The organism is Populibacterium corticicola (assembly GCF_042683685.1).
In the GTDB taxonomy this organism is placed as follows: domain Bacteria; phylum Actinomycetota; class Actinomycetes; order Actinomycetales; family Cellulomonadaceae; genus Timonella; species Timonella corticicola.
This window is the reverse complement of record NZ_JBHUOP010000006.1, coordinates 73,811-92,690: the sequence shown is the minus strand read 5'-3', so window position 1 is coordinate 92,690 and position 18,880 is coordinate 73,811. Positions and strand designations below refer to the sequence as shown.

At 59.6% G+C, this 18,880-nt stretch carries 15 protein-coding genes; 12 read left to right on the top strand and 3 right to left on the bottom strand.

What is annotated here, in order from left to right; all coding sequences use genetic code 11:
- Positions 1 to 148: 148 nt before the first annotated feature.
- The gene (locus tag ACFSYH_RS13325; RefSeq protein ID WP_377467613.1) at positions 149 to 1,489 is read right to left on the bottom strand and encodes a CAP domain-containing protein; all 1,341 of its coding nucleotides are present in this window, start codon (positions 1,487 to 1,489) and stop codon (positions 149 to 151) included.
- Between the two features lie 277 nt (positions 1,490 to 1,766).
- Between ACFSYH_RS13325 and ACFSYH_RS13320 the strand changes: the two genes are divergently transcribed.
- On the top strand, positions 1,767 to 1,931 hold the full coding sequence (locus ACFSYH_RS13320; RefSeq protein ID WP_377467611.1) for a hypothetical protein: 165 nt from the start codon (positions 1,767 to 1,769) through the stop codon (positions 1,929 to 1,931).
- 13 nt (positions 1,932 to 1,944) lie between these two features.
- Here the strand turns inward: ACFSYH_RS13320 and ACFSYH_RS13315 are convergent, their stop codons facing one another.
- A complete protein-coding gene (locus ACFSYH_RS13315) occupies positions 1,945 to 3,066 on the bottom strand; it encodes a PQQ-dependent sugar dehydrogenase (protein WP_377467609.1) in 1,122 nt (373 codons plus the stop codon).
- 443 nt (positions 3,067 to 3,509) lie between these two features.
- Between ACFSYH_RS13315 and ACFSYH_RS13310 the strand changes: the two genes are divergently transcribed.
- The 3 genes from ACFSYH_RS13310 (at position 3,510) to ACFSYH_RS13300 (ending at position 8,589) form a co-directional block, all read left to right on the top strand.
- Positions 3,510 to 6,452 carry an FAD-binding and (Fe-S)-binding domain-containing protein gene (locus ACFSYH_RS13310; RefSeq protein ID WP_377467607.1) on the top strand — a complete coding sequence of 981 codons (2,943 nt, stop codon included), beginning with the start codon at positions 3,510 to 3,512 and terminating at the stop codon, positions 6,450 to 6,452.
- A 125-nt stretch (positions 6,453 to 6,577) separates the two neighbouring features.
- A complete protein-coding gene (locus ACFSYH_RS13305; protein WP_377467605.1) occupies positions 6,578 to 6,940 on the top strand; it encodes an ArsR/SmtB family transcription factor in 363 nt (120 codons plus the stop codon).
- Positions 6,937 to 8,589: a SulP family inorganic anion transporter gene (locus tag ACFSYH_RS13300; protein ID WP_377467602.1), complete on the top strand. Its 1,653-nt coding sequence runs from the start codon at positions 6,937 to 6,939 to the stop codon at positions 8,587 to 8,589. The genes ACFSYH_RS13305 and ACFSYH_RS13300 overlap by 4 nt, the downstream gene beginning before the upstream one ends.
- Before the next feature lie 9 nt (positions 8,590 to 8,598).
- Here ACFSYH_RS13300 and ACFSYH_RS13295 read toward each other — a convergent pair whose 3' ends face one another.
- Positions 8,599 to 10,185, bottom strand: coding sequence for a methyl-accepting chemotaxis protein (locus ACFSYH_RS13295; RefSeq protein ID WP_377467600.1), 1,587 nt, complete (start codon positions 10,183 to 10,185; stop codon positions 8,599 to 8,601).
- 652 nt (positions 10,186 to 10,837) lie between these two features.
- Here ACFSYH_RS13295 and ACFSYH_RS13290 point away from each other — a divergent pair.
- From ACFSYH_RS13290 to ACFSYH_RS13255, 8 genes are all read left to right on the top strand, one after another.
- Entirely contained in the window at positions 10,838 to 12,892 is a 2,055-nt protein-coding gene (locus tag ACFSYH_RS13290) for a DUF3238 domain-containing protein (protein WP_377467598.1), read from the top strand.
- 4 nt (positions 12,893 to 12,896) lie between these two features.
- Complete coding sequence (locus ACFSYH_RS13285; RefSeq protein ID WP_377467596.1) at positions 12,897 to 13,361, top strand: hypothetical protein; 465 nt, start codon at positions 12,897 to 12,899, stop codon at positions 13,359 to 13,361.
- Between the two features lie 259 nt (positions 13,362 to 13,620).
- The gene (locus ACFSYH_RS13280) at positions 13,621 to 13,923 is read left to right on the top strand and encodes an MTH1187 family thiamine-binding protein (protein ID WP_377467594.1); all 303 of its coding nucleotides are present in this window, start codon (positions 13,621 to 13,623) and stop codon (positions 13,921 to 13,923) included.
- A 200-nt stretch (positions 13,924 to 14,123) separates the two neighbouring features.
- Positions 14,124 to 14,597, top strand: a complete 474-nt coding sequence (locus tag ACFSYH_RS13275) for a hypothetical protein (RefSeq protein ID WP_377467592.1) — start codon at positions 14,124 to 14,126, stop codon at positions 14,595 to 14,597.
- 131 nt (positions 14,598 to 14,728) lie between these two features.
- Positions 14,729 to 16,246 carry an efflux RND transporter periplasmic adaptor subunit gene (locus ACFSYH_RS13270; protein WP_377467589.1) on the top strand — a complete coding sequence of 506 codons (1,518 nt, stop codon included), beginning with the start codon at positions 14,729 to 14,731 and terminating at the stop codon, positions 16,244 to 16,246.
- Complete coding sequence (locus tag ACFSYH_RS13265; RefSeq protein ID WP_377467587.1) at positions 16,243 to 16,938, top strand: ABC transporter ATP-binding protein; 696 nt, start codon at positions 16,243 to 16,245, stop codon at positions 16,936 to 16,938. The genes ACFSYH_RS13270 and ACFSYH_RS13265 overlap by 4 nt, the downstream gene beginning before the upstream one ends.
- Positions 16,935 to 18,137 (top strand): ABC transporter permease, encoded by a 1,203-nt coding sequence (locus ACFSYH_RS13260; RefSeq protein WP_377467585.1) that lies wholly within the window; start codon positions 16,935 to 16,937, stop codon positions 18,135 to 18,137. Before ACFSYH_RS13265 ends, ACFSYH_RS13260 begins: the two co-directional genes overlap by 4 nt.
- Before the next feature lie 58 nt (positions 18,138 to 18,195).
- On the top strand, positions 18,196 to 18,831 hold the full coding sequence (locus ACFSYH_RS13255; protein ID WP_377467583.1) for a hypothetical protein: 636 nt from the start codon (positions 18,196 to 18,198) through the stop codon (positions 18,829 to 18,831).
- Positions 18,832 to 18,880: the final 49 nt, after the last annotated feature.

Below are 18,880 nucleotides of genomic sequence, written 5' to 3'. Positions count from 1 at the left end.
ACGTCTGTCCGGTAACACCCTGAACTGCCCCTGATTTACGGCTAGGGGTCTTAAGGGTATGGTTCCACTGCTGGTCAGGGGTGCAACCTTGTTGGGCGCAAAAGGGTCCGGTTCCCTAGGGAGGGAACCGGACCCTTGTATGCGAGGGCTACTGTGCCGCGAACAGTTTGACGGTGTAGGTTTGGGCGGCAACCTCTTTTCCACCAGAGCGTATGCCGGAAACCGTTACCGTGACGTTGGCCCGTCCGTCGCTGTTGAGTCTGATGATGTCCTGCGGAACAGTGAAGGTGACGCCAACCTGATCCCCATAGCGCGCGCCGCTTCCATCCCGATGGATGACATCTGCTTCTACCGTGGTGGATCTACGGGTCACCGTGACCGTGGCAGCGCTGAAATCTGCGGTCGCAGCGGTTGTCGTGAATGACCAGCGACCATTTGGTTCCATCTCGGCGGGGAAGAAACCAGCGGCTGGCCAGGCGATCCACTCCGGAGTGGGGTTCTTGGCCGAGGTTGGACCGAACACGTAGAGAGCCCCATAGTTGCCGGCGTATCCGACACCCATCTGCTGCTGACCTGGGTTCAGGATGTGTTTGCGGTGGCCCACTGCGGCATTGTGTTCGCCACCGTCCTCCAGGTAGGCGAGGATATTGCGGGCTCCGTGGGTGCCCATGGAGAGATTGGACTGTCCAGAGGCTTCCGCCCCGGCTGTGAGGTTGCAGTCACCCGGCGATGGGGTGTGGCTCAGATGTCCCTGCAATGCTTGAACTAGAGCAGCCTGTTCCGCCTTCGAATTGAACTCGTCCGAGAACGTCACGGGTGAAAGCCCTACCAGCGCCCGGGAGAAGTTGATGGCATCAAGCGTTCTCGCGCGCGTATCGGAGGAGGTCGCGGCAACTGAGCATTCGCTCACCGTGGGTTGTTTCTCTGTGATGAGGTTTTGCGCCACCATCTTGTTGTAGGCGGACTTCACGGCGCTTTTGCTGGAGGTGTCGATAACCGTTGTCGCAGGGGTGACCGAGTCCTGCGCAGTGGTCTGTTCCGGGGTTGGCTCTGCCGTTGCCGCTGTGGTTGCCTTGGGTTCCTTTTCCGCGGGATCCTTGGTTTTCTCTGGCTGCGCTTCAGAGGGCTGCGTCTCAGGCGAGGGTTCTGCTGGGTCTGGTTGTTTTTCCGCCACGGCGGCTCCGGCAGATGCACCCAACCCGTCAACGCCCTCGGCCAGGGTAGGGGCGGTGGGATCCGGTTGTGAACTTGAGGGTGACGGTTGCGGCTGCCGTTCAAGATTCCGAGATGCAGTGGCTGTGGACGTTGACAACGGCTGACGAGCAGCGGCATATCCGCCAGGGAAGTCGACGTTCTCGGCGTTGGCGATCCAACGTTCACTGATTTCAACAAACGCGAACGCTCCGACCATGAATGCCGGTACGAGCAGCATGATCATGAACAGCGGCCAGACCGCAGTTTTGTGTATGCGTGCGTGCCGTCTACTCATGGATGCCCCGATCGTTGAGTTCTTAGCGTAGAGAGCCTCTACGTGCGGTGCACTGAAGAAAACCGGTCAGGCGTTCCTCAGGCTACCGTTCAAGAATTTAGTAACAGATTGATAAACCCCTTCCACATTAGCGGCGAACAGGCAGGTAGAAGGCAATCGGGAATTGGTACTAGTAACCATGGCGAAGACACATTTGATGTGGAAGCGGCTGTAGGAACCAACGGGTTTGAAACATAGAGTGGGAAGAACTCAACTGGCCATCTGATTGGACGTACGCGTGGGCGCCAAGGGAATGCTCGGAGTTGTGGTCGCGCTTGTTGGTGCGATCTGCCTTGCGCTGTATGTCGGCGGCCTATCCTCCGGCACCGATTGTGGGTGCGCCCCGGCGACTCCTGCTGATGAGACTTCCGAGCATGAGCCACTACAACTCATGCCGGGCTAGGTCCCAACTGAAATCAGGGTCTAAACCTGATGAGACGGTCATCGTCTGGACCGGGCTCGCCACGCCCATCGGTGTTGTTGGTGAGGAACCACAGGTCTCCGTCAGGTGCCGCAACGACATCGCGCAGGCGCCCGTATTCGCCCACGAAATGTTCGGTCGAACTGGAAAGATCCGACAGTGGCACCTCGCGTAGCCGTTCGCCGCGCAGGTTCGCAATGAAGATCGATCCGTCAAAGATGGCGATACCGCTGGGGCTGGCCTCGGAGGTGGCCCACTGCTGGAGCGGGTCGATGTAGTCGGGGTGTTCGGCGATGCCCTCGGCCTGTGGCCAACCGTAGTTCCCACCGGCCTGAATCTCGTTGAGTTCATCCCAGGTGTTTTGCCCGAACTCGCTCGCGTACATGGTGCTACCCTCAGCCCACGCTATGCCTTGGGGGTTGCGGTGGCCGTAGCTGTAGACGTACGAGTCATCGAAGGGGTTGTCATCTGGGACGGAACCGTCGGGATTGAGGCGTAGGATCTTTCCGGCGAGGGAGCCCAAGTCCTGCGAGGTGCTGGTGTTTCCTGCGTCGCCCGTGGTCACGTACAGTTTCTCGTCCGGTCCAAACGCGATGCGTCCGCCGTTGTGGACATTGGCAGCAGGGATGCCCTCAAGCAGGGTCTCCGCCGAACCAAGGCTCAAGGAGCCGGGATCACCGGTCAGGGGATAGCGATCAAGCCGGTTGTCGGTAGAGGTTGTGTAGTACACGTACAGCGAATCCGCATGAGCCGCGATGCCCAGCAGCCCGCCCTCGCCGCGAGCCTGCGCACCTGAGATGACACCTACCTCACGGGTGTCATCGGCCTCTGTGACCTCTAGGATTATGGCGCTGTCTCGTTCGCTGATGAGTGTGGTGTCCTCATGGAACGTGATGGACCAGGGCGCGTCCAGCCCGGTCAGGAGTGCTTCAGGTTCGAGCGGTCCGGTGGGCGTCGTCTCCTCTGGTTCGGGCTCTTCTTCTGTCGTGGTGGCGGTCGGTTCTGGTTCCGTGGTGACTGTCACCGGTGGCGTTGGGTTGCCTTCCGTGGAGCATCCGACCAACAGCAGGGCCGAGGCCACCAGGAGTGAGGCTGTGATGCGCGGGCTGTGAGACATGTCGAGCGGTCCTCTCTAGCGTGGGCCGGGATCGGCGGCGAACAGTGAACCGCCACGGGCGCAAAGTGGGCTCACCCTTTCCACCCTAACTTTCCAGGCGCACATGCGCCTTTTGGGTCGATGCAGAGTCAATAGGGGAGGGTGGTCCTTTTAGATTGGCGACGAGCCTTCACCTTGGTCCATCGGCTCACCTGCCACTGCGGTTCAGTGGGGCGAAAATGGTCCGGGTGAGCATTATTTATGTGGGTAGGTGGATCAATTCGGCCCCATCGAGGTGAGGGCTCGTTGTTTGAGCTAGCCGGGTTGACCGGGCGCGGGACGGTCCCAGCGGTGTGGGCCGTTTGACCTGAATATCTCGCCCGTGGGAACGTCAAGCGTTTGAGGTGTTCCGGTGGATGGGAACTTGACGCCGCACGCTGGTGAAGGATGGGAGAATATCGGGTGTGACGCAGCTTGATGTGAACCCCAACGCCCCCCTTGAGGACACGGCAGCGCGCTCCGAACTCGTCTATGCACTGCGCAAAGCGGTGGATGGCGAGGTGTCGGACGCCAGGATCCGCCGTGCCGAATACTCCACGGACGCATCGAACTACCGTGTGGTTCCGCAGGTTGTGGTCATCCCGAAGTCAACGGATGATGCGCTCGCGGCGATCAACGTGACCCGTGATCTCGGTGTTCCGCTGACCACGCGTGGAGCAGGTACAAGCTGCGCAGGCAACTCCATCGGCCCTGGCGTGGTCATCGACTTCTCCCGGCACGTGAACAGGGTGTTGGAGATCGACGTGGAGGCGCAGACCGCCCGCGTTGAACCGGGCACGATCATGTCGACGCTGCAGAAGCAGGCTGCGCCGCACGGACTGCGTTTCGGTCCGGATCCCTCAACGCAGAACCGTGCCACGCTCGGCGGAATGATCGGTAACAACGCCTGTGGCCCGCACGCCGTCGCCTATGGCCGGACCGCAGACAATGTTGTCTCCCTCGACGTGATCGACGGGCTTGGCAGGCGTTTCACCGCTGGTCCAGGCGGTCAGGGTGTCGACCGCATCAATGGCCTCCAAGAACTTGTGAAGACCAACATGGCCCTGCTGCGCACGGAGCTTGGCCGGTTTGGACGTCAGGTCTCGGGCTACTCGCTTGAGCACCTGTTGCCTGAGAACGGCAACAATCTAGCCCGCGCGTTGACGGGAACCGAGGGCACACTCGTGTCGATCCTTGAGGCAGAACTGCGCCTCGTCCCGATGGCTTCCGCGCCCACTCTGGTGGTACTCGGCTATCCCGACATGGCCGAAGCCGCCGATGCGGTCCCGGCGATGCTCAAACACAAGCCACTGGCCGTCGAGGGCCTTGATGCGCGTCTGGTCGATGTGGTGCGCCGTGCGAAGGGCGCCCAAAACGTCCCGGAACTTCCGCCTGGTGGCGGCTGGCTCATGATCGAGGTTGGAGGAGAAACCCCCGAAGCGGCAATGGCCGCGGCCCTAGCCATCGTGAAGGACAGCGGCACCGACTCGTCGAAAATCTATCCGGCAGGGCCGGACGCCACCAAGATGTGGCAGATCCGCGCCGACGGCGCGGGGCTTGCGGGACGCACCGCGAGTGGCGAACAGGCATGGCCGGGCTGGGAGGACTCCGCTGTTCCGCCGGACCAACTGGGCAAATACCTGCGCGATCTGGACGCGCTCATGGCGGAGCATGGCGTGGACGGCATGCCGTACGGCCACTTCGGTGACGGCTGCGTGCACCTGCGTATCGATATGCCCATCGACCACTCGGGTACGCCGCTGCGTAACTTCATGACGGATGCCGCCCACCTCGTCGCCAAGTATGGTGGTTCGCTGTCCGGCGAGCATGGAGACGGGCGCGCACGTTCGGAACTGCTGCCGATCATGTACTCCGAGGACGCGATCAAGGTGTTTGGCCAGTTCAAGGACCTCTTCGACCCGAAGAACCTGCTCAACCCGGGCGTGCTCGTGGACCCAGACCCGGTCGACGGCTTCCTGCGTCGCCCGTCGGCGCGTGACATCGTGGCGAACGGCGGGTTCTCGTTCGCGCACGACGAGGGCTCGTTCACCAAGTCGATTCACCGCTGCGTGGGCGTGGGTAAATGTCGCGCCGACAACATGAGCAACGGCTCGGGCTTCATGTGCCCGTCCTACCAGGCCACCAAGGACGAGAAGGACTCGACGCGCGGTCGTGCTCGCGTGCTCCAGGAGATGGCCAACGGAACGCTCGTGACGGGTGGCTGGAAGTCGCCCGAGGTCCACGAGGCGCTGGACCTGTGCCTCTCGTGTAAGGCATGCTCGTCTGACTGCCCAGCCGGGGTGGACATGGCGCAGTACAAATCCGAGGTGCTCTACCACTCGTACAAGGGCAAACTGCGTCCGCGCACGCACTACATCCTCGGTTGGCTGCCGCGCTGGCTGCGCCTGATCAAGAAGATGCCAAAACTCTCCAACTTCGCGCTCGGATTCAAACCAATCGCCTCGCTCGCAGCGTGGGTGGGTGGCATGGACCAGCGCCGTTCGTTCCCACAGTTTGCGGAACAGTCGTTCAGCGCATGGTGGAAGCGCGAGGGTAAAGCGGCAGCATTGTCGGCTGGAACTCTCTGCGAGAGTTCCGCTGCGCTCGTTGGAACGGCAGGGCTTGGCGACGATACGGCTGAGTCGGCCCGTAAACCTCGCGTTGTGCTGTGGACCGACTCGTTCTCGGACGCGCTCGCACCGGCGGTTCCGCAGTCCGCACTCAAGGTGCTGACCACCGCCGGATACGACGTGGTTATCCCCGAAGATGAAGCGTGCTGCGGGCTGACCTGGATCACGACCGGCCAGTTAGATGGGGCACGCCGCCAGTTGGAACACCTGATGTCAGTGCTCGGACCGTTCGCGGTGAACGGCATCCCGATCGTCGGGTTGGAGCCATCCTGTACGGCGGTGCTGCGCTCCGATCTCGTTGACCTGTTTCCCAACGACCCGCGTGCCGCCGCGATTGCGAAGGCCACGCACACGGTTGCAGAACTGTTGACCAGCCCAGACACCAAACCCGAGGATTGGACTGTTCCCGACCTGTCGGATGTCACCGCTGTGGTCCAGCCGCACTGCCACCACCACTCGGTGATGGGATACAAGGCCGATGAGGCGCTGCTGCGTGGCGCGGGTGCCAACATCAAGGTCATGTCCGGCTGTTGTGGCCTCGCCGGAAACTTCGGTATGGAGCAGGGACACTACGAGGTCTCCGTGGCCGTCGCAGAGAACATGCTGCTGCCCGCCCTGCGCGAATCCCAGGACGGCGACATCTTCATGACCGACGGTTTCTCGTGCCGCACTCAGGTGTCCGACCTGATGGATGTTGGCGGCAAGTCGCTGTCCGAGGTTATCGCCGAACGCCTCTAGCGAGCGCTGCCTTCGGAGCGGACAGTCCCAGGTCTTGTGGCACAAAGTCCTAGAGCACTCGCGATATGATGGATTCATCAATTCATAATTTCGCTAAATCAGTGCTGGCTAGAAAGAAGACCGCGGTGTTTAAAACGGGTGAACAACCCCTCTACGAGATCAAAGCGAACCTGTTCAAAGGCCTCGCACACCCGTATCGGATCAGAGTCTTAGAAATACTTTCCGCAACAGATGAGGCATCCGTCGCGGACATGATCGTTGAGACGGGACTCGAGGCCTCGCACCTGTCCCAGCATCTTTCGGTGCTGCGTCGCTATGGCCTCGTCAGCTCTGAGCGTCGTGCCAGCATCGTTTACTATCGCCTGGCCTTCCCGCAGGTGGCAGACTTGCTCAAGGTTGCTCGACAACTGCTTGCGGAACTGCTGCGCAGTTCGCAGGAACAGCAGTCAACGGTTCAGCACCTGCCAGAACTTCCGGCAGCACGATGAGCAAGGGCATGGGAAAACTTGGGGCGTTGCTGCCTTCGACTGTCGATTACCGCGCGCTACGGACCAGCTGGAAGAGCGATGTCGTCGCAGGCATCACCGTGGGCATCGTTGCCCTCCCGCTCGCACTTGCCTTCGGTGTGAGTTCCGGTGTGGGGGCAGAGGCAGGGCTGATCACCGCAATCGTCGCAGGAATCGTCGCGGCGGTGTTTGGCGGATCGAACGTACAGGTCTCCGGCCCGACGGGCGCCATGGTCGTGGTGCTTGCCCCGATAGTGGCCACACATGGTGCGGGTTCGGTTCTCGTGGTTGGAATACTTGCCGGGGCTATCCTCGTGGTGGCTGGAGTGCTGCGCCTTGGCCGCACGGTGAGCTACATCCCATGGCCCGTGATCGAGGGATTCACGGTTGGAATCGGAGTGATCATCTTCCTGCAACAGGTGCCCAGCGCCGTTGGTGTGTCTGGCGAGGGCCACCACACAAACTCGATCATCGCAGCCATCCAATCGATCACGGAGGCTGACCCGAGAAAAGCACTCTATTCGGTCATGGTGGTGATAGCCGTTGCGGTCATCATGCTTGTGCTGAGCCGACTCAACGGCTGGATACCGGCCTCGTTCATCGCGATTGTGGCTGTTTCGGTCGTGGCTGCCCTGTTCAGACTCCCGCTTGAGACCATCGGGGAACTTCCTCACTCACTTCCTGCCCCGCACCTGCCGGAGCTCAGCCTCACGCTCGTCTACGCTCTCATTGGTCCGGCCTTCGCGGTTGCCGCACTTGCTGCCATAGAGTCGCTTCTCTCTGCACGTGTGGCAGGCTCGATGGCAGACACCGGCCCGTTCAATGCAGATCGTGAGTTGGTTGGGCAAGGATTGGCCTCGCTCGCATCGGGTGTCTTTGGTGGGATGCCTGCAACCGGCGCTATCGCACGAACCGCAGTGAACGTGCGCTCAGGGGCAAAGACGCGGGTGGCTGCGATTGTGCACTCGCTCTCTTTGCTTGCGGTGGTCTATCTGGCCGCGACTGTGGTGTCCCACATACCCCTTGCGGCTCTTGCAGGCGTCTTGATGGTGACCGCCGGGAAGATGGTCTCCGTGGCAACCATCAAAGAAGTCACCAAAACTTCTCGTCCCGACGCCGCCGTATTCATCCTCACGATCATCGTCACGGTCACCTTCGATCTAGTGATAGCAGTAGGAATCGGGATTGCAGCGGCCGCCTTCTTCGCTCTCCGGGCGCTCAGCCGGGCGAGTGGTATCCACCGTCAGGAACTACGCGGTGAGCCTCAGCCCGGTGACGAGAAGATCGCGCTCTTCCGGCTTGAGGGCTCGCTGTTCTTTGGCGCTGCCGAGGGGATTCTTGAGCGCATCGAGCGATACGAGGGCATCGAGGTGGTGATCTTACGGCTATCCCAACTGCAGCTTGTCGACGCCACCGGCGCTCGCACGCTGACGGAACTCGTCAACGTCCTTGAACGCAAGGGCATTACCGTTTTGATCAAGGGAATCCGAAAGGAACACCTGCGTATCTTCCAGCGAGTAGGCGTTGTCAACTCGCTGCGACACGTGAACCATCTGTTCACCGAGCTCCCGCCTGCGGTCGAGCATGCCCGCTCTCACGTTCGCAGGTCCACCACCGGAGCCATGTACTAACCCGACGTCTCAATCATGGGTTGCGGAGACGGCATCGGTCAGCTGGCGGGACATGAGCGAGAGTTCGTCGGCGGCGGTTCGGATCAACTCGACCTGTGCTGCGGTCTGGTCGGCGGCCCCGAGAACGTCCGAGAGGATCTGCACGACATCGCGACCGCTCTCCGCCACCTGTGCGACGGTGCTGGACATCGAGGCGGTGGTTGCGGTCTGTTCCTCGACGGCACTCGCGATCGTCTGCTGGAAGTCAGAGATCTGGCCGATCACGGTCGAGATGTCCTCAATCTCAGAGGCGGCCTGAGCGACAGCGGCCTGGATGCTCTCAACCCGCTGCGCGATGTCACCCGTTGCCCGTCCGGTCTCGGAGGCAAGGTCCTTCACCTCGCTGGCCACAACGGCAAAGCCCTTTCCAGCTTCCCCGGCACGGGCAGCCTCGATCGTCGCGTTGAGTGCGAGAAGGTTCGTCTGCTCGGCGATGGACGTGATGGTCTTGATGACCATGCCGATCTCGGCCGAGGACTCACCGAGCGCCACGACGGTGCGATTGGTGCGTTCCGCTGCCTCCACGGCTTGGCGTGCGATGCGAGCGACCTCGGCAGTGTTCTGGGAGATCTCCGAGATCGAGGCTCCCATCTGACCAGTGCCTGCCGCCACGGTGTCGATCCCACTGCTCACCGACTGAGCTGCCTCAGTGGCAGCGTGAGAACGCGATGTGGCCTCACCGGATGCCTCAATGAGTTGGTCGCCGCTCGACACCAGTGAGGAGACGGACTGGTTCAGACCTGCCGATGCGGCACGAACCTGTGTCGCGACGTGTGAGCTACGGTCCAACGCGCCGTTCAGGGCGATCGCCAGCCGCTCAAGCTCGGTACGACCCGACCCCTCATCAAGGCGAACATCTGCATCGCCCTGCGACAGCACGGTGATTGCATGATCGATGGGTCGAACAACACCGCGTGAGATGACCAACGAGATGCCCAACAGAAGAACCACGATGACAGCGCCGGCAGCGATAATTCCGATGGCATCTTGGACTGCCTCGCTGCGCACATCGTCAACATAGATTCCGGAGCCGATGACCCAGCCCCACGGTTCATACCCCACGACATACGAGATCTTCGGTTGAGGGTCATCGTGGCCTGGCTTCGGCCACAGGTAGTCAACGAACCCTGAGCCATGGTCGCGTACGGTGTCAACGAACTCCACGAACAGATGTTTACCGTTGGGGTCAACGTCGTCGGACAGGTCTTGCCCCTCGAGTTCGGGCCTGATGGGGTGCATCACCATGACCGGAGCCATGTCATTGATCCAGAAGTATTCCTGGTTGTCCTGGCCATATCGCATCTTCCCAATGGCCAAGGCCGCACGTTCCTGGGCTGTTTCCAGTGGGAGACTGCCGTCTTGCACCAGGGTTCCATAGAACTCGACCGTACCGAGAGCGGTCTGGACGACCGCTTCGGTCGCTCCTCGGCGTTCCTGCATAATCCTGGATTCCGAGCGGAGCACGGCAACAGCCGTGATCGCGCTGACTCCAAGCGCCATGACTACAACGAGCACGAGGAGTTTATGGAAGATCGAGAGGGAGGAGAAACGCTTCATGATGCCGCCTTTGGCCCGTGGGGACTGTTGCGAACCCTATCGACATCTTTGGCCATACCATTATTTGTTTCACCCAGCATGATGACGATGGTCCCCTAAATTCTTGGACCCGGCTGCCGACGCTTCACCGCCTGACCCCGTTCGCGGCCCCCTCCGACCTGCGCTGGAAGTGCTAACGATGATGATTGGACGGTGCCTTGGCGAGAAATGGAAGGAGTGATTTCACCGGGATCATGCAACGACTCCCAGCACTATCTAACTAGTGGCTAAGACTAAAATTGTCCAGTGGTCTGCGGCTGTCATATTCGAGGTTCTGGTTCAATGGGGAAAACTAGCCAATCGTTCACCAAGAATGATCCTTGATTCTTCCCTAGCATGGTAAAGGACAACCAAAACAAAGGGGGAATCTTTGCGATCACCGATTATTGCCAGTTTGGCCACAATATTGCTGGTCACCACCGCTGTTACATCGTGGGGTGCTATGTCAGCCGAGACGCCAGTTCTCATGAACTTACCTCAATCACCCACAGTTCAAACCACTACCGGGTCTAACCTTGCGGAACTCAGTTTCGAGGCAGCGAATGGAGTCTCGGTCCACACTGGAACGCTCTTCCTTGCGCCCACTGGCGACAGTACCGCATATGCGCAAGCTGTGGCTAATGCGATCATCACTGGGGGCATTGCGCTTAGTGAGCCGGATTCCACAACTACCCTGCTTCAAAACGTTGACGCACTCAACGTGGAAGATATCGAACTAGTCGGTCCCGAAGGCGCGATCACCCAAGCGACTCGAACCGCTTTGACCGGTGATGGATACACGATCTCAACCACACACGAAGCAGATTCAAGCCTAGAATGGTCGGCAGCCTCTGACGCTAGTGCCTCGGTGCCGCGTATCATCTTAGGAAACAGTGACGACGCTGATTCGATAAGGGTCGCCTCGCTGCTCGCATTTGGTAGTGCCTCTGCGCTCCTGCTCCTTGACGGGAGCGAGGACATTGACACTCTCAACTTGATCTTGACGGATGCAAGTATCGAAAAGGTCATCGGTGTTGGGGAGCACTTTTCCCTATCAGATGCGCTCGACGAACAGTTATCTGAGACCCTCCATTGGATGGAACTATCCTCAGACTACCCTGTCCAGTTGAGTGCCCCGTTCTCGGACAACGGTCGAAACATCACTCAATACACGATCGCTACGAATACGGACATAGGTACTCTTGCCGCAGCCGGTATCGTTGCAGATACGACTGGCAGTATGCCACTCAGTTACTCGGAGGCGATGGCCTTATCCAGCATCACACGGGATACTCTTACCTCTATTCACGTAGTCGGAACCGACTCCTCAGCAATTAATCCTTCCGCAATCATTTCCAACCAGCCAACCAGCCCCGCAGTTCCGCAATGGCGCGTGACAGATGCTTCAGCAACCTCCACTAACTTCACCGTCAATTACACTGCGCTGGATGGTGCAACGACCTACAAAGCGTATGACAATGAAGGATCAGAAGTTGGTAGTTCTTCCTCGACATCAATCACAATCACTGGAGAAACGCGACCCGTAGCACTCGCTGCAGAGAATGCGAGTGGGACCATCCTCAGTTCACTGCAAGTGCGGATCAGTGACATCGCTACAGACACTGAAGAGGTTCTTGTAGCAAGCACTCAAGCGGACACCACTAAACACTTGGCTTTTATCGGCGGCACTGATCTCCCACGAATAGTGACCCGCTCTGCCGTACCTATCACTGGTGGAATCCCGGATGAGTCGACAACAACAATTATCGGTATCACCTGCGATAATTCGTTAACTGATGTGGTAGCTGATGGAACAAATCAGTACTTCTATACAGTGAATACGCTCTCTTCAAACACCGCAGGTTGTGGGGGATCAGGTTCAACGCCTTCTGACATATGGAGTACCGGCGTAAGTTTCCCGCCAACCGAAATGCCGGATTTCCCTCTTATGAGTGCATTCACAGATTCCGCTGTGGATACATCGCATGCGATTGGTGATGAGACTCGTGCGAGTATGTCACTTGCGGAAATTGTGATCATGAAGGTTCAGGCGCAAGAGTCAACCAATGGAATTTCCACTCAAGGTGTTGGGGATGACTGGCCAAACATGCGTTTCCGTTACCAAGCCTACATTCCAGATGCCTTAATTGGGGCCCCCGGTAGTACCGGAAGTCTTACTCGCCCATTCCAGTTCTTCTCGGGTGATAACCGTGGACCAGACCCAAATGGATCGCATCGCTACCGTCAGGATGTGACCGTCAGGTTCGGCTCTAATCACGGGCTTACCTACCAAGAATGGATGGGTACGACACATAAATACGCATGCAGCACTCCGTGGAAGAGTAACTGTGTACAGCAAGCAACAGGGACAGCTCCATTATCAGACTTGAACATCCGAAGCCAGAACACCTCAAACACCTCGGCGCAGTGGATTCTTACAAATTCTGCATCCAACCCACTGCACGTGCTTGCACCCGCAATTGATGCTGACATCGGCTTCTATCTCAAACGGGGAGGAACAACGGTTAAGGGGTCGCATGACACGATGCCAATGCACGAGATCTACTTCGATGTCGATGGCTGGGGTGAGTGGCAATTTGTCTACAGTAGTAAGTCTTACAACGAGTTGTGTCTCTTCGGGCGTGCAGTAGCACCAGCCTGTGAAACTCGATTGAACGTGTCACTATAGAGACATGGCTTCACACAAGGCCGTCCAGACGGAAACTACTGAGCAAGATTCTCGCGCACGTATTGGTGGTTACATCGTGTGGTCTGCATTGTCGTGTCTCACCCCAGTTACAGTAGTGGTTGTGAGTTTCCTCGGTGGAGTATTTACCGCCACGGCGGATGAGATAGCGATGGTGATAGGCGGAATTATGTTTGGTGTTCCTTACGTAATTCTTCCACCAGCGCTCTGCTTCTTTGTGTTCGGTATCTATTTCGATGGGATCTCTCATAAGGTTCGTACTGCGCAGATTACAAAACGTAAAGCTATGCTACGCGTCGTAATTTGGGCTGTACTCCTAGCTTGCCTCGCGGGACTTGTGAGAGGGGCGCTACCAACAACATTGTCCGGTTTTGTCGAAGGGGCGATTGCGCTAGGGCTGCTCCCAGCAGTCGTGGCCGTTGTTCGAGTCCGAGGAATCAAAATCGAATAGCCCACTACAGTAGGGTGGCTCACCCCGATTTAGGGAGTAAGCCACCCTACTGTAGTGGGCAGGTCAGCGGAAACCTACGCAGGAGATGCATCATGTTCTCGAATGGTGCTGGAATATCCCGAGGGGAAACTGACGCTTTGGTATTGCAGCATATGCGTGTCTGTTGATGTTTGTTTGGAAGTATCACTGCTACGACCTGCGCTGGAAGGAGAGAGTAGGCTGGAACTTGCCGAATCGTCGGAAAACATAAGGGGTAAACATGGCACTGTTCGCATTCTCGGTCGCGCCGCTTGGCGCAGGTGAGTCCGTGACCGACCAGGTCGCTAAAGCCGTCAAGATCGTGCGTGATTCAGGGTTGCCCAACCGTACCGATGCGATGTTCACGACCATCGAGGGGGAGTGGGACGAGTGCATGGATGTCATCAAGCGTGCCTCGGAGGTCGTTGGCGAGGGCGGAGCGCGCGTCTCGCTCGTGATCAAAGCCGATATCCGTCCGGTTCATACGGGTGAACTCGACGGCAAAGTCGAACGTGTAGAGCGGGTGCTCGACACATCGAGTTGAAATAGCAGATGGATCGAACCCAGCCAAAATCCTACGAACTCAGCCTAGAGCGGGCTGAGTTCGGCTGTGTAGTGGGCTTGCTGTTTCAAAGGATGCTCACAGCCAGCACCCACATGACAGCCAGACCTGCCAGTCACGATAACGGACACAATCTCTCGCCGCAGCCGCGGCAAGATGACGTCCAGGCAGGAAGGTATCCGATGTCCGAGAACACCAAGGCCCCAGAAACGCCCGAGCCACAGGAGCCCGAGAAGGCCGCCGAAGTGCCAGCACCCTCAACGCCAACTGAGACACCTCTGGAACCTGTCGCCGCACCGGTGGCAAAACCCAGCAGAAAGCCAGCCGTGGTCACAGCCCTCGCCGGGGCAGCGGCAGGCGTCGTGCTGTTTGGAGGGGGCCTACTCGTAGGCACGCAGATTGGCGACGACTCCCCTTCCCGCTCTCACAGTGGCGGTCCCAGCGGGGTAAGCCGCCCAGGCGGCTCGGACGAGACCACACCGCGTTCCGGCGGAGAATCTCGTGGCGGGGATGGAGAACGCAGCAGACGGGGTAGCAGTCCACGCAGTTCGGAAAACGGCACCCGTGGCAGTGACTCCCGTCAGAGCGACGGGAACTCGAGTGGCGACAACACCACGGAAGACGGCACGGAAGAAAACACGGGCGGCAACACGTAGGGAAAGCGTCGGGCGGATACGCGTGAATGTGTATCCGCCCGTGCCGTGTCGACTGCGGTGCCGTGACTTTCTAAGGTCGCTCACAGGTTGTGCTTACGCGGCAGATAGGCCGTTTGCCCAAGATAGCGGGCATGGCCTCACGAAAAATTCTCAACGGGGCGCTCATCGCGACCCTCATCCTGATCGCAGTCGCAGTCTGGTGGTTTGTCACCCCGCACGATGGCGCAAGTGCTGAATCGTCGGAACAGACGGTGCGCACAGCGTCAGTGACCAAGACAACCGTCAGTTCGACGATCGCCGCCCAGGGCAACATCGAAGCAGGGAAGACCCGTACCGTCGATTTCGAGGTGAGCGGTGATATTGAAGAGATCGATGTCGTGGTTGGCGACACGGTTTCCAAGGGTGATGTACTTGCGACGCTCACCAGTGACTCGGTGCAAGACTCGATTGACGCGGCTCAGGAAACCTACGAGGAAGCGGCCGATGAGGTGGCCTCGGCAAAGAAGTCGCTAACGTCAGCGCAAAGCGATCTGGCGGATGCGAAAACCGATTACACCACGGCGGTTGCTGAACAGAAGGCCGCAGAGAAGGCAGCGGCTGCCGCTGAGAAGGCGGCCGCGAAAGAAGCCGCCGCGGCTGCGAAGAATGAACAGTCGACTCAAACCACGACGGGTGGTGACAGTTCCGTACAGCAGACGACAACCTCGACTTCGGAGTCGAGTACGCAGAGTTCCACACAATCTGGGTCGGGGACTTCGGTTTCCTCGGCGAAGCAGCAGGTCTCCAGCGCGCAGTCAAAGGTTGAGAGTGCACAGAGTACGCTGACGAAGGCAAACAAGTCCCTCGCCAAGGCAGCAGAGGCCCTTGAAGAGGCCAAAGCTCTGAGCGATTACACCACCCTGACTGCTCCAATGGCTGGATTGATCACGGCGATCAACGGTGAGGTGGGGGACTCCGTGAGTAGTGGATCGTCGTCGGCTTCAGGCGGTGGCTCAACGGGTGACGGGTCAGGATCCTCAAGTGGTGCATCCAGTTCCGGGTTCATCACCATTTCCAGCACGAAGAGTATGGTCATCAATGCGTCATTCGACGAGGCAGATGCGTCCGCCCTTGCGGTGGGGCAGCAGGCGACCGTCACCTTCCCTGCGGTCGAGGGCGTTGAACTGACTGGCGAGGTGACCCATATTGATCCAGTTGGCACGAGTTCCGGTTCCGTGGTGACCTTCGGTGCGACCGTCACCCTGACTGATGTCCCTGCGAGCATCCGCATTGGGCAGACGGCGAGCCTCACCGTGACCACCGCATCCGCCGAGGACGCCTTGGCAGCGCTCAGCCAAGCGGTGACAGTCACCGAGACCAGCGAGGACGGAACCGCGACGGGAACGGTGACCCTTGTGTCTGATGACGGCACCCAAACCGTCACGGACGTGGTCCTGGGAGTCCAGGGAGATGCGATGACCGAGATCATCTCTGGGGTCGCCGAGGGCGACAACCTGCTCATCTCCGTGGACACGGCAGTCGGCGAGACCACCTCGAACCAGGACAGTACCGGCACGGGAGGGTTCCCGGGAGGCAGCAACTTCCCCAGCGGAGGGAATGCACCCTCCGGAGGTTTCCCTGGCGGTAACGGTGGGGGAGGCCGCGGATGAGCGTCATCCAGATCAACGGTCTGCACAAGCACTACGGTGACGGGGACTCGCAGGTACGAGCGCTCGACGGTGTGAGCCTCACGGTCGATCAGGGCGAGTACGTTGCGATCATGGGCGCCTCAGGTTCGGGAAAGTCCACGATGATGAACCTGCTCGGATGCCTCGACATCGCAACGCTGGGGGACTACCTGATCAACGGCATCAACGTGAAGGACATGAGCGAGAACCAACTGGCGCAGATCCGCAACCGATACATCGGCTTCGTGTTCCAGTCGTTCAATCTGATCCCACGGGTTTCCGCACTGGGGAACGTCGAGATGCCGATGGCGTATGCGGGAGTCCCCGCGAGGGAACGCAAACAGCGTGCAATGGCGGCTCTCACCATGGTCGGGTTGAGCGAGCGCGCACTACACCTGCCCAACGAACTCTCAGGTGGACAGCAGCAGCGCGTTGCGGTCGCCCGGTCCCTGGTCAATGCCCCGGCACTTATTCTCGCTGATGAACCCACGGGAAACCTGGATTCACAGTCCACCGCGGACGTGCTGGGCATCTTCGACCGACTCAACGATCAAGGGCGAACGATCGTGCTCATCACGCATGAAGACGAGGTTGCCGCACGGGCCCGACGAATCCTGCGCATGAAGGACGGGAAAATCGTGTTCGACTCACGCGCCGAGGTGGTTGCGGCATGAGCTTCCTCGAAGTCATCCGCTCTGCACTGCGGGGCATGGCGAGCAACAAGTTGAGGTCGTTCCTGACCCTGTTGGGCGTGCTGATCGGCGTGGGTTCGGTCATCCTGCTTGTGGGCGTTGGAAATGGCGCGGCGCAGGACGTCACCGAACAGATCGGTTCGCTCGGCTCACAGCAACTGACCGTCCGCGCCTCATCCTCGGGTGGCTCCAATGCGACCAGATCGCAGGCACTCACGATGGAATCGGTCACGGCACTCGAGGAAAGCGAACGCGGTGAGCACATCGACACGGTCGTTCCACAGGGCTCGAGCAGCGCAACCCTGAGCGTTGGCACCACCTCCACCTCTGCGAGCATCATCGGCACCACCCCGAACTACTTTGAGGCCACCGCCTCAAGCGTGGCCCAAGGCATCGGATTCACCCAAAACGACTACGACACCTCCCGCAGGGTCATCGTGCTCGGAGCAGAACTGGCACAAACCCTGTTCGGAACCGACGACCCTGTCGGACAACAGGTCATCGTCGGCACAACCCCGTACCTCGTCAACGGGGTACTTGCCGCCAAGGACGATTCGGGAATGACCTCCACGAACAACGTTGCGGTCATGCCCCTGACCAGACTTGAACGCTCACTTGCCGGATACGGTGCGCTGTCCACGATCACACTGACGGCAACCACAAGTGAAGACGTCACGGAAGCCCAGACAGAGGCGACCATCATCCTCAGCGAGCAGTTGGGCGTCAGCTCAAGTGACGACGCCCCGTTCACGATCAGCGCGCAATCGCAACTACTCAGCGCACAGTCCTCGGCAACCGACACGTTTACCTCAATGCTGGCGGCAGTTGCCGCGCTCTCCCTCGTGGTCGGTGGAATCGGCGTCACGAACATCATGCTCGTCACCGTGACCGAACGTACCCGGGAGATCGGCATCCGCAAGGCACTGGGTGCCCGCAGAGGAACGATCCTCACCCAGTTCCTCATCGAGGCAACCCTGCTCTCCCTACTCGGTGGAGCACTCGGCGTCGGAGCCGCCTACCTTGGCTCGCGCTTCACGATCATGGGCGTTACCCCGCAAATAGTCCCGTCGACAGTACTCCTGGCACTCGCGGTATCCGTCGCAATCGGCGTGATCTTCGGCGGCTACCCGGCACTTCGCGCCTCGCGCATGCGTCCCGTGGACGCGCTGCGGCACGACTAGCGCCCACCCCAAAATCCTCAGTTCAAGCAACCCACAACTCACAATAGGAAGGCATCCGATGTCTCAGAACACCGACCCCACCCAGCCCCTCCCACGCTCGGGTGAACCCGTGAACGCAACCGAATCGTCGCCAGGCAATAACCCCGATGACCTACTGGCTGCCCCACCAACCACCCTCGGCACCACCTCAGAACCACCGGCACCGCGCCGGAAAATCACGGTGACCTCAGTGCTCGTGGCAGTAGTGGCGAGCGCAGCGCTCTTCGGCGGCGGTCTCATCGTCGGCAACAAGACTGCCGACGATTCGGGCAGTGCGTTTTCAGGTGGTGGTCCCAGCGGGATGAGCCGCCCTAGCGGCTCGGGAGGGGAACAGCCGAGCAGCGGAACAGGTGACGATCCACAACTTGGTGCAATGTCCGGTGGGTTCACGTCAGGAACCATCACCGAGATCGACGGAGACACGATCACGATCGAAACCAGAGATGGAGAAAGCACGACTGTGACAGTTGGTTCGGACACCACCGTGACCGTGACAGAGGAGGGAAGCGTGTCCGATCTTTCCGTAGGCGACTCCATCACCGCGACGGGCGAGAGCACCGACAGTGGTGTGACCGCGACGACCATCACCGAGGGCGGCAGCGGTATGGGTGGTTTTCCGGGACGTCGAGGTGAAACAACTGACAGCGGCGAGTAGCCTGCACAGCTAGCGGGTACGCTGTAAGGCGTATCCGCTAGCACGCATA

Coding starts and splice junctions, on each gene's coding strand:
- ACFSYH_RS13325 (WP_377467613.1), bottom strand. CDS start 1,489: ATGAGTAGACGGCACGCACGCATACACAAAACTGCGGTCTGGCCGCTG.
- ACFSYH_RS13315 (WP_377467609.1), bottom strand. CDS start 3,066: ATGTCTCACAGCCCGCGCATCACAGCCTCACTCCTGGTGGCCTCGGCC.
- ACFSYH_RS13300 (WP_377467602.1), top strand. CDS start 6,937: ATGAGCAAGGGCATGGGAAAACTTGGGGCGTTGCTGCCTTCGACTGTC.
- ACFSYH_RS13295 (WP_377467600.1), bottom strand. CDS start 10,185: ATGAAGCGTTTCTCCTCCCTCTCGATCTTCCATAAACTCCTCGTGCTC.
- ACFSYH_RS13285 (WP_377467596.1), top strand. CDS start 12,897: ATGGCTTCACACAAGGCCGTCCAGACGGAAACTACTGAGCAAGATTCT.
- ACFSYH_RS13280 (WP_377467594.1), top strand. CDS start 13,621: ATGGCACTGTTCGCATTCTCGGTCGCGCCGCTTGGCGCAGGTGAGTCC.
- ACFSYH_RS13275 (WP_377467592.1), top strand. CDS start 14,124: ATGTCCGAGAACACCAAGGCCCCAGAAACGCCCGAGCCACAGGAGCCC.
- ACFSYH_RS13270 (WP_377467589.1), top strand. CDS start 14,729: ATGGCCTCACGAAAAATTCTCAACGGGGCGCTCATCGCGACCCTCATC.
- ACFSYH_RS13265 (WP_377467587.1), top strand. CDS start 16,243: ATGAGCGTCATCCAGATCAACGGTCTGCACAAGCACTACGGTGACGGG.
- ACFSYH_RS13260 (WP_377467585.1), top strand. CDS start 16,935: ATGAGCTTCCTCGAAGTCATCCGCTCTGCACTGCGGGGCATGGCGAGC.
- ACFSYH_RS13255 (WP_377467583.1), top strand. CDS start 18,196: ATGTCTCAGAACACCGACCCCACCCAGCCCCTCCCACGCTCGGGTGAA.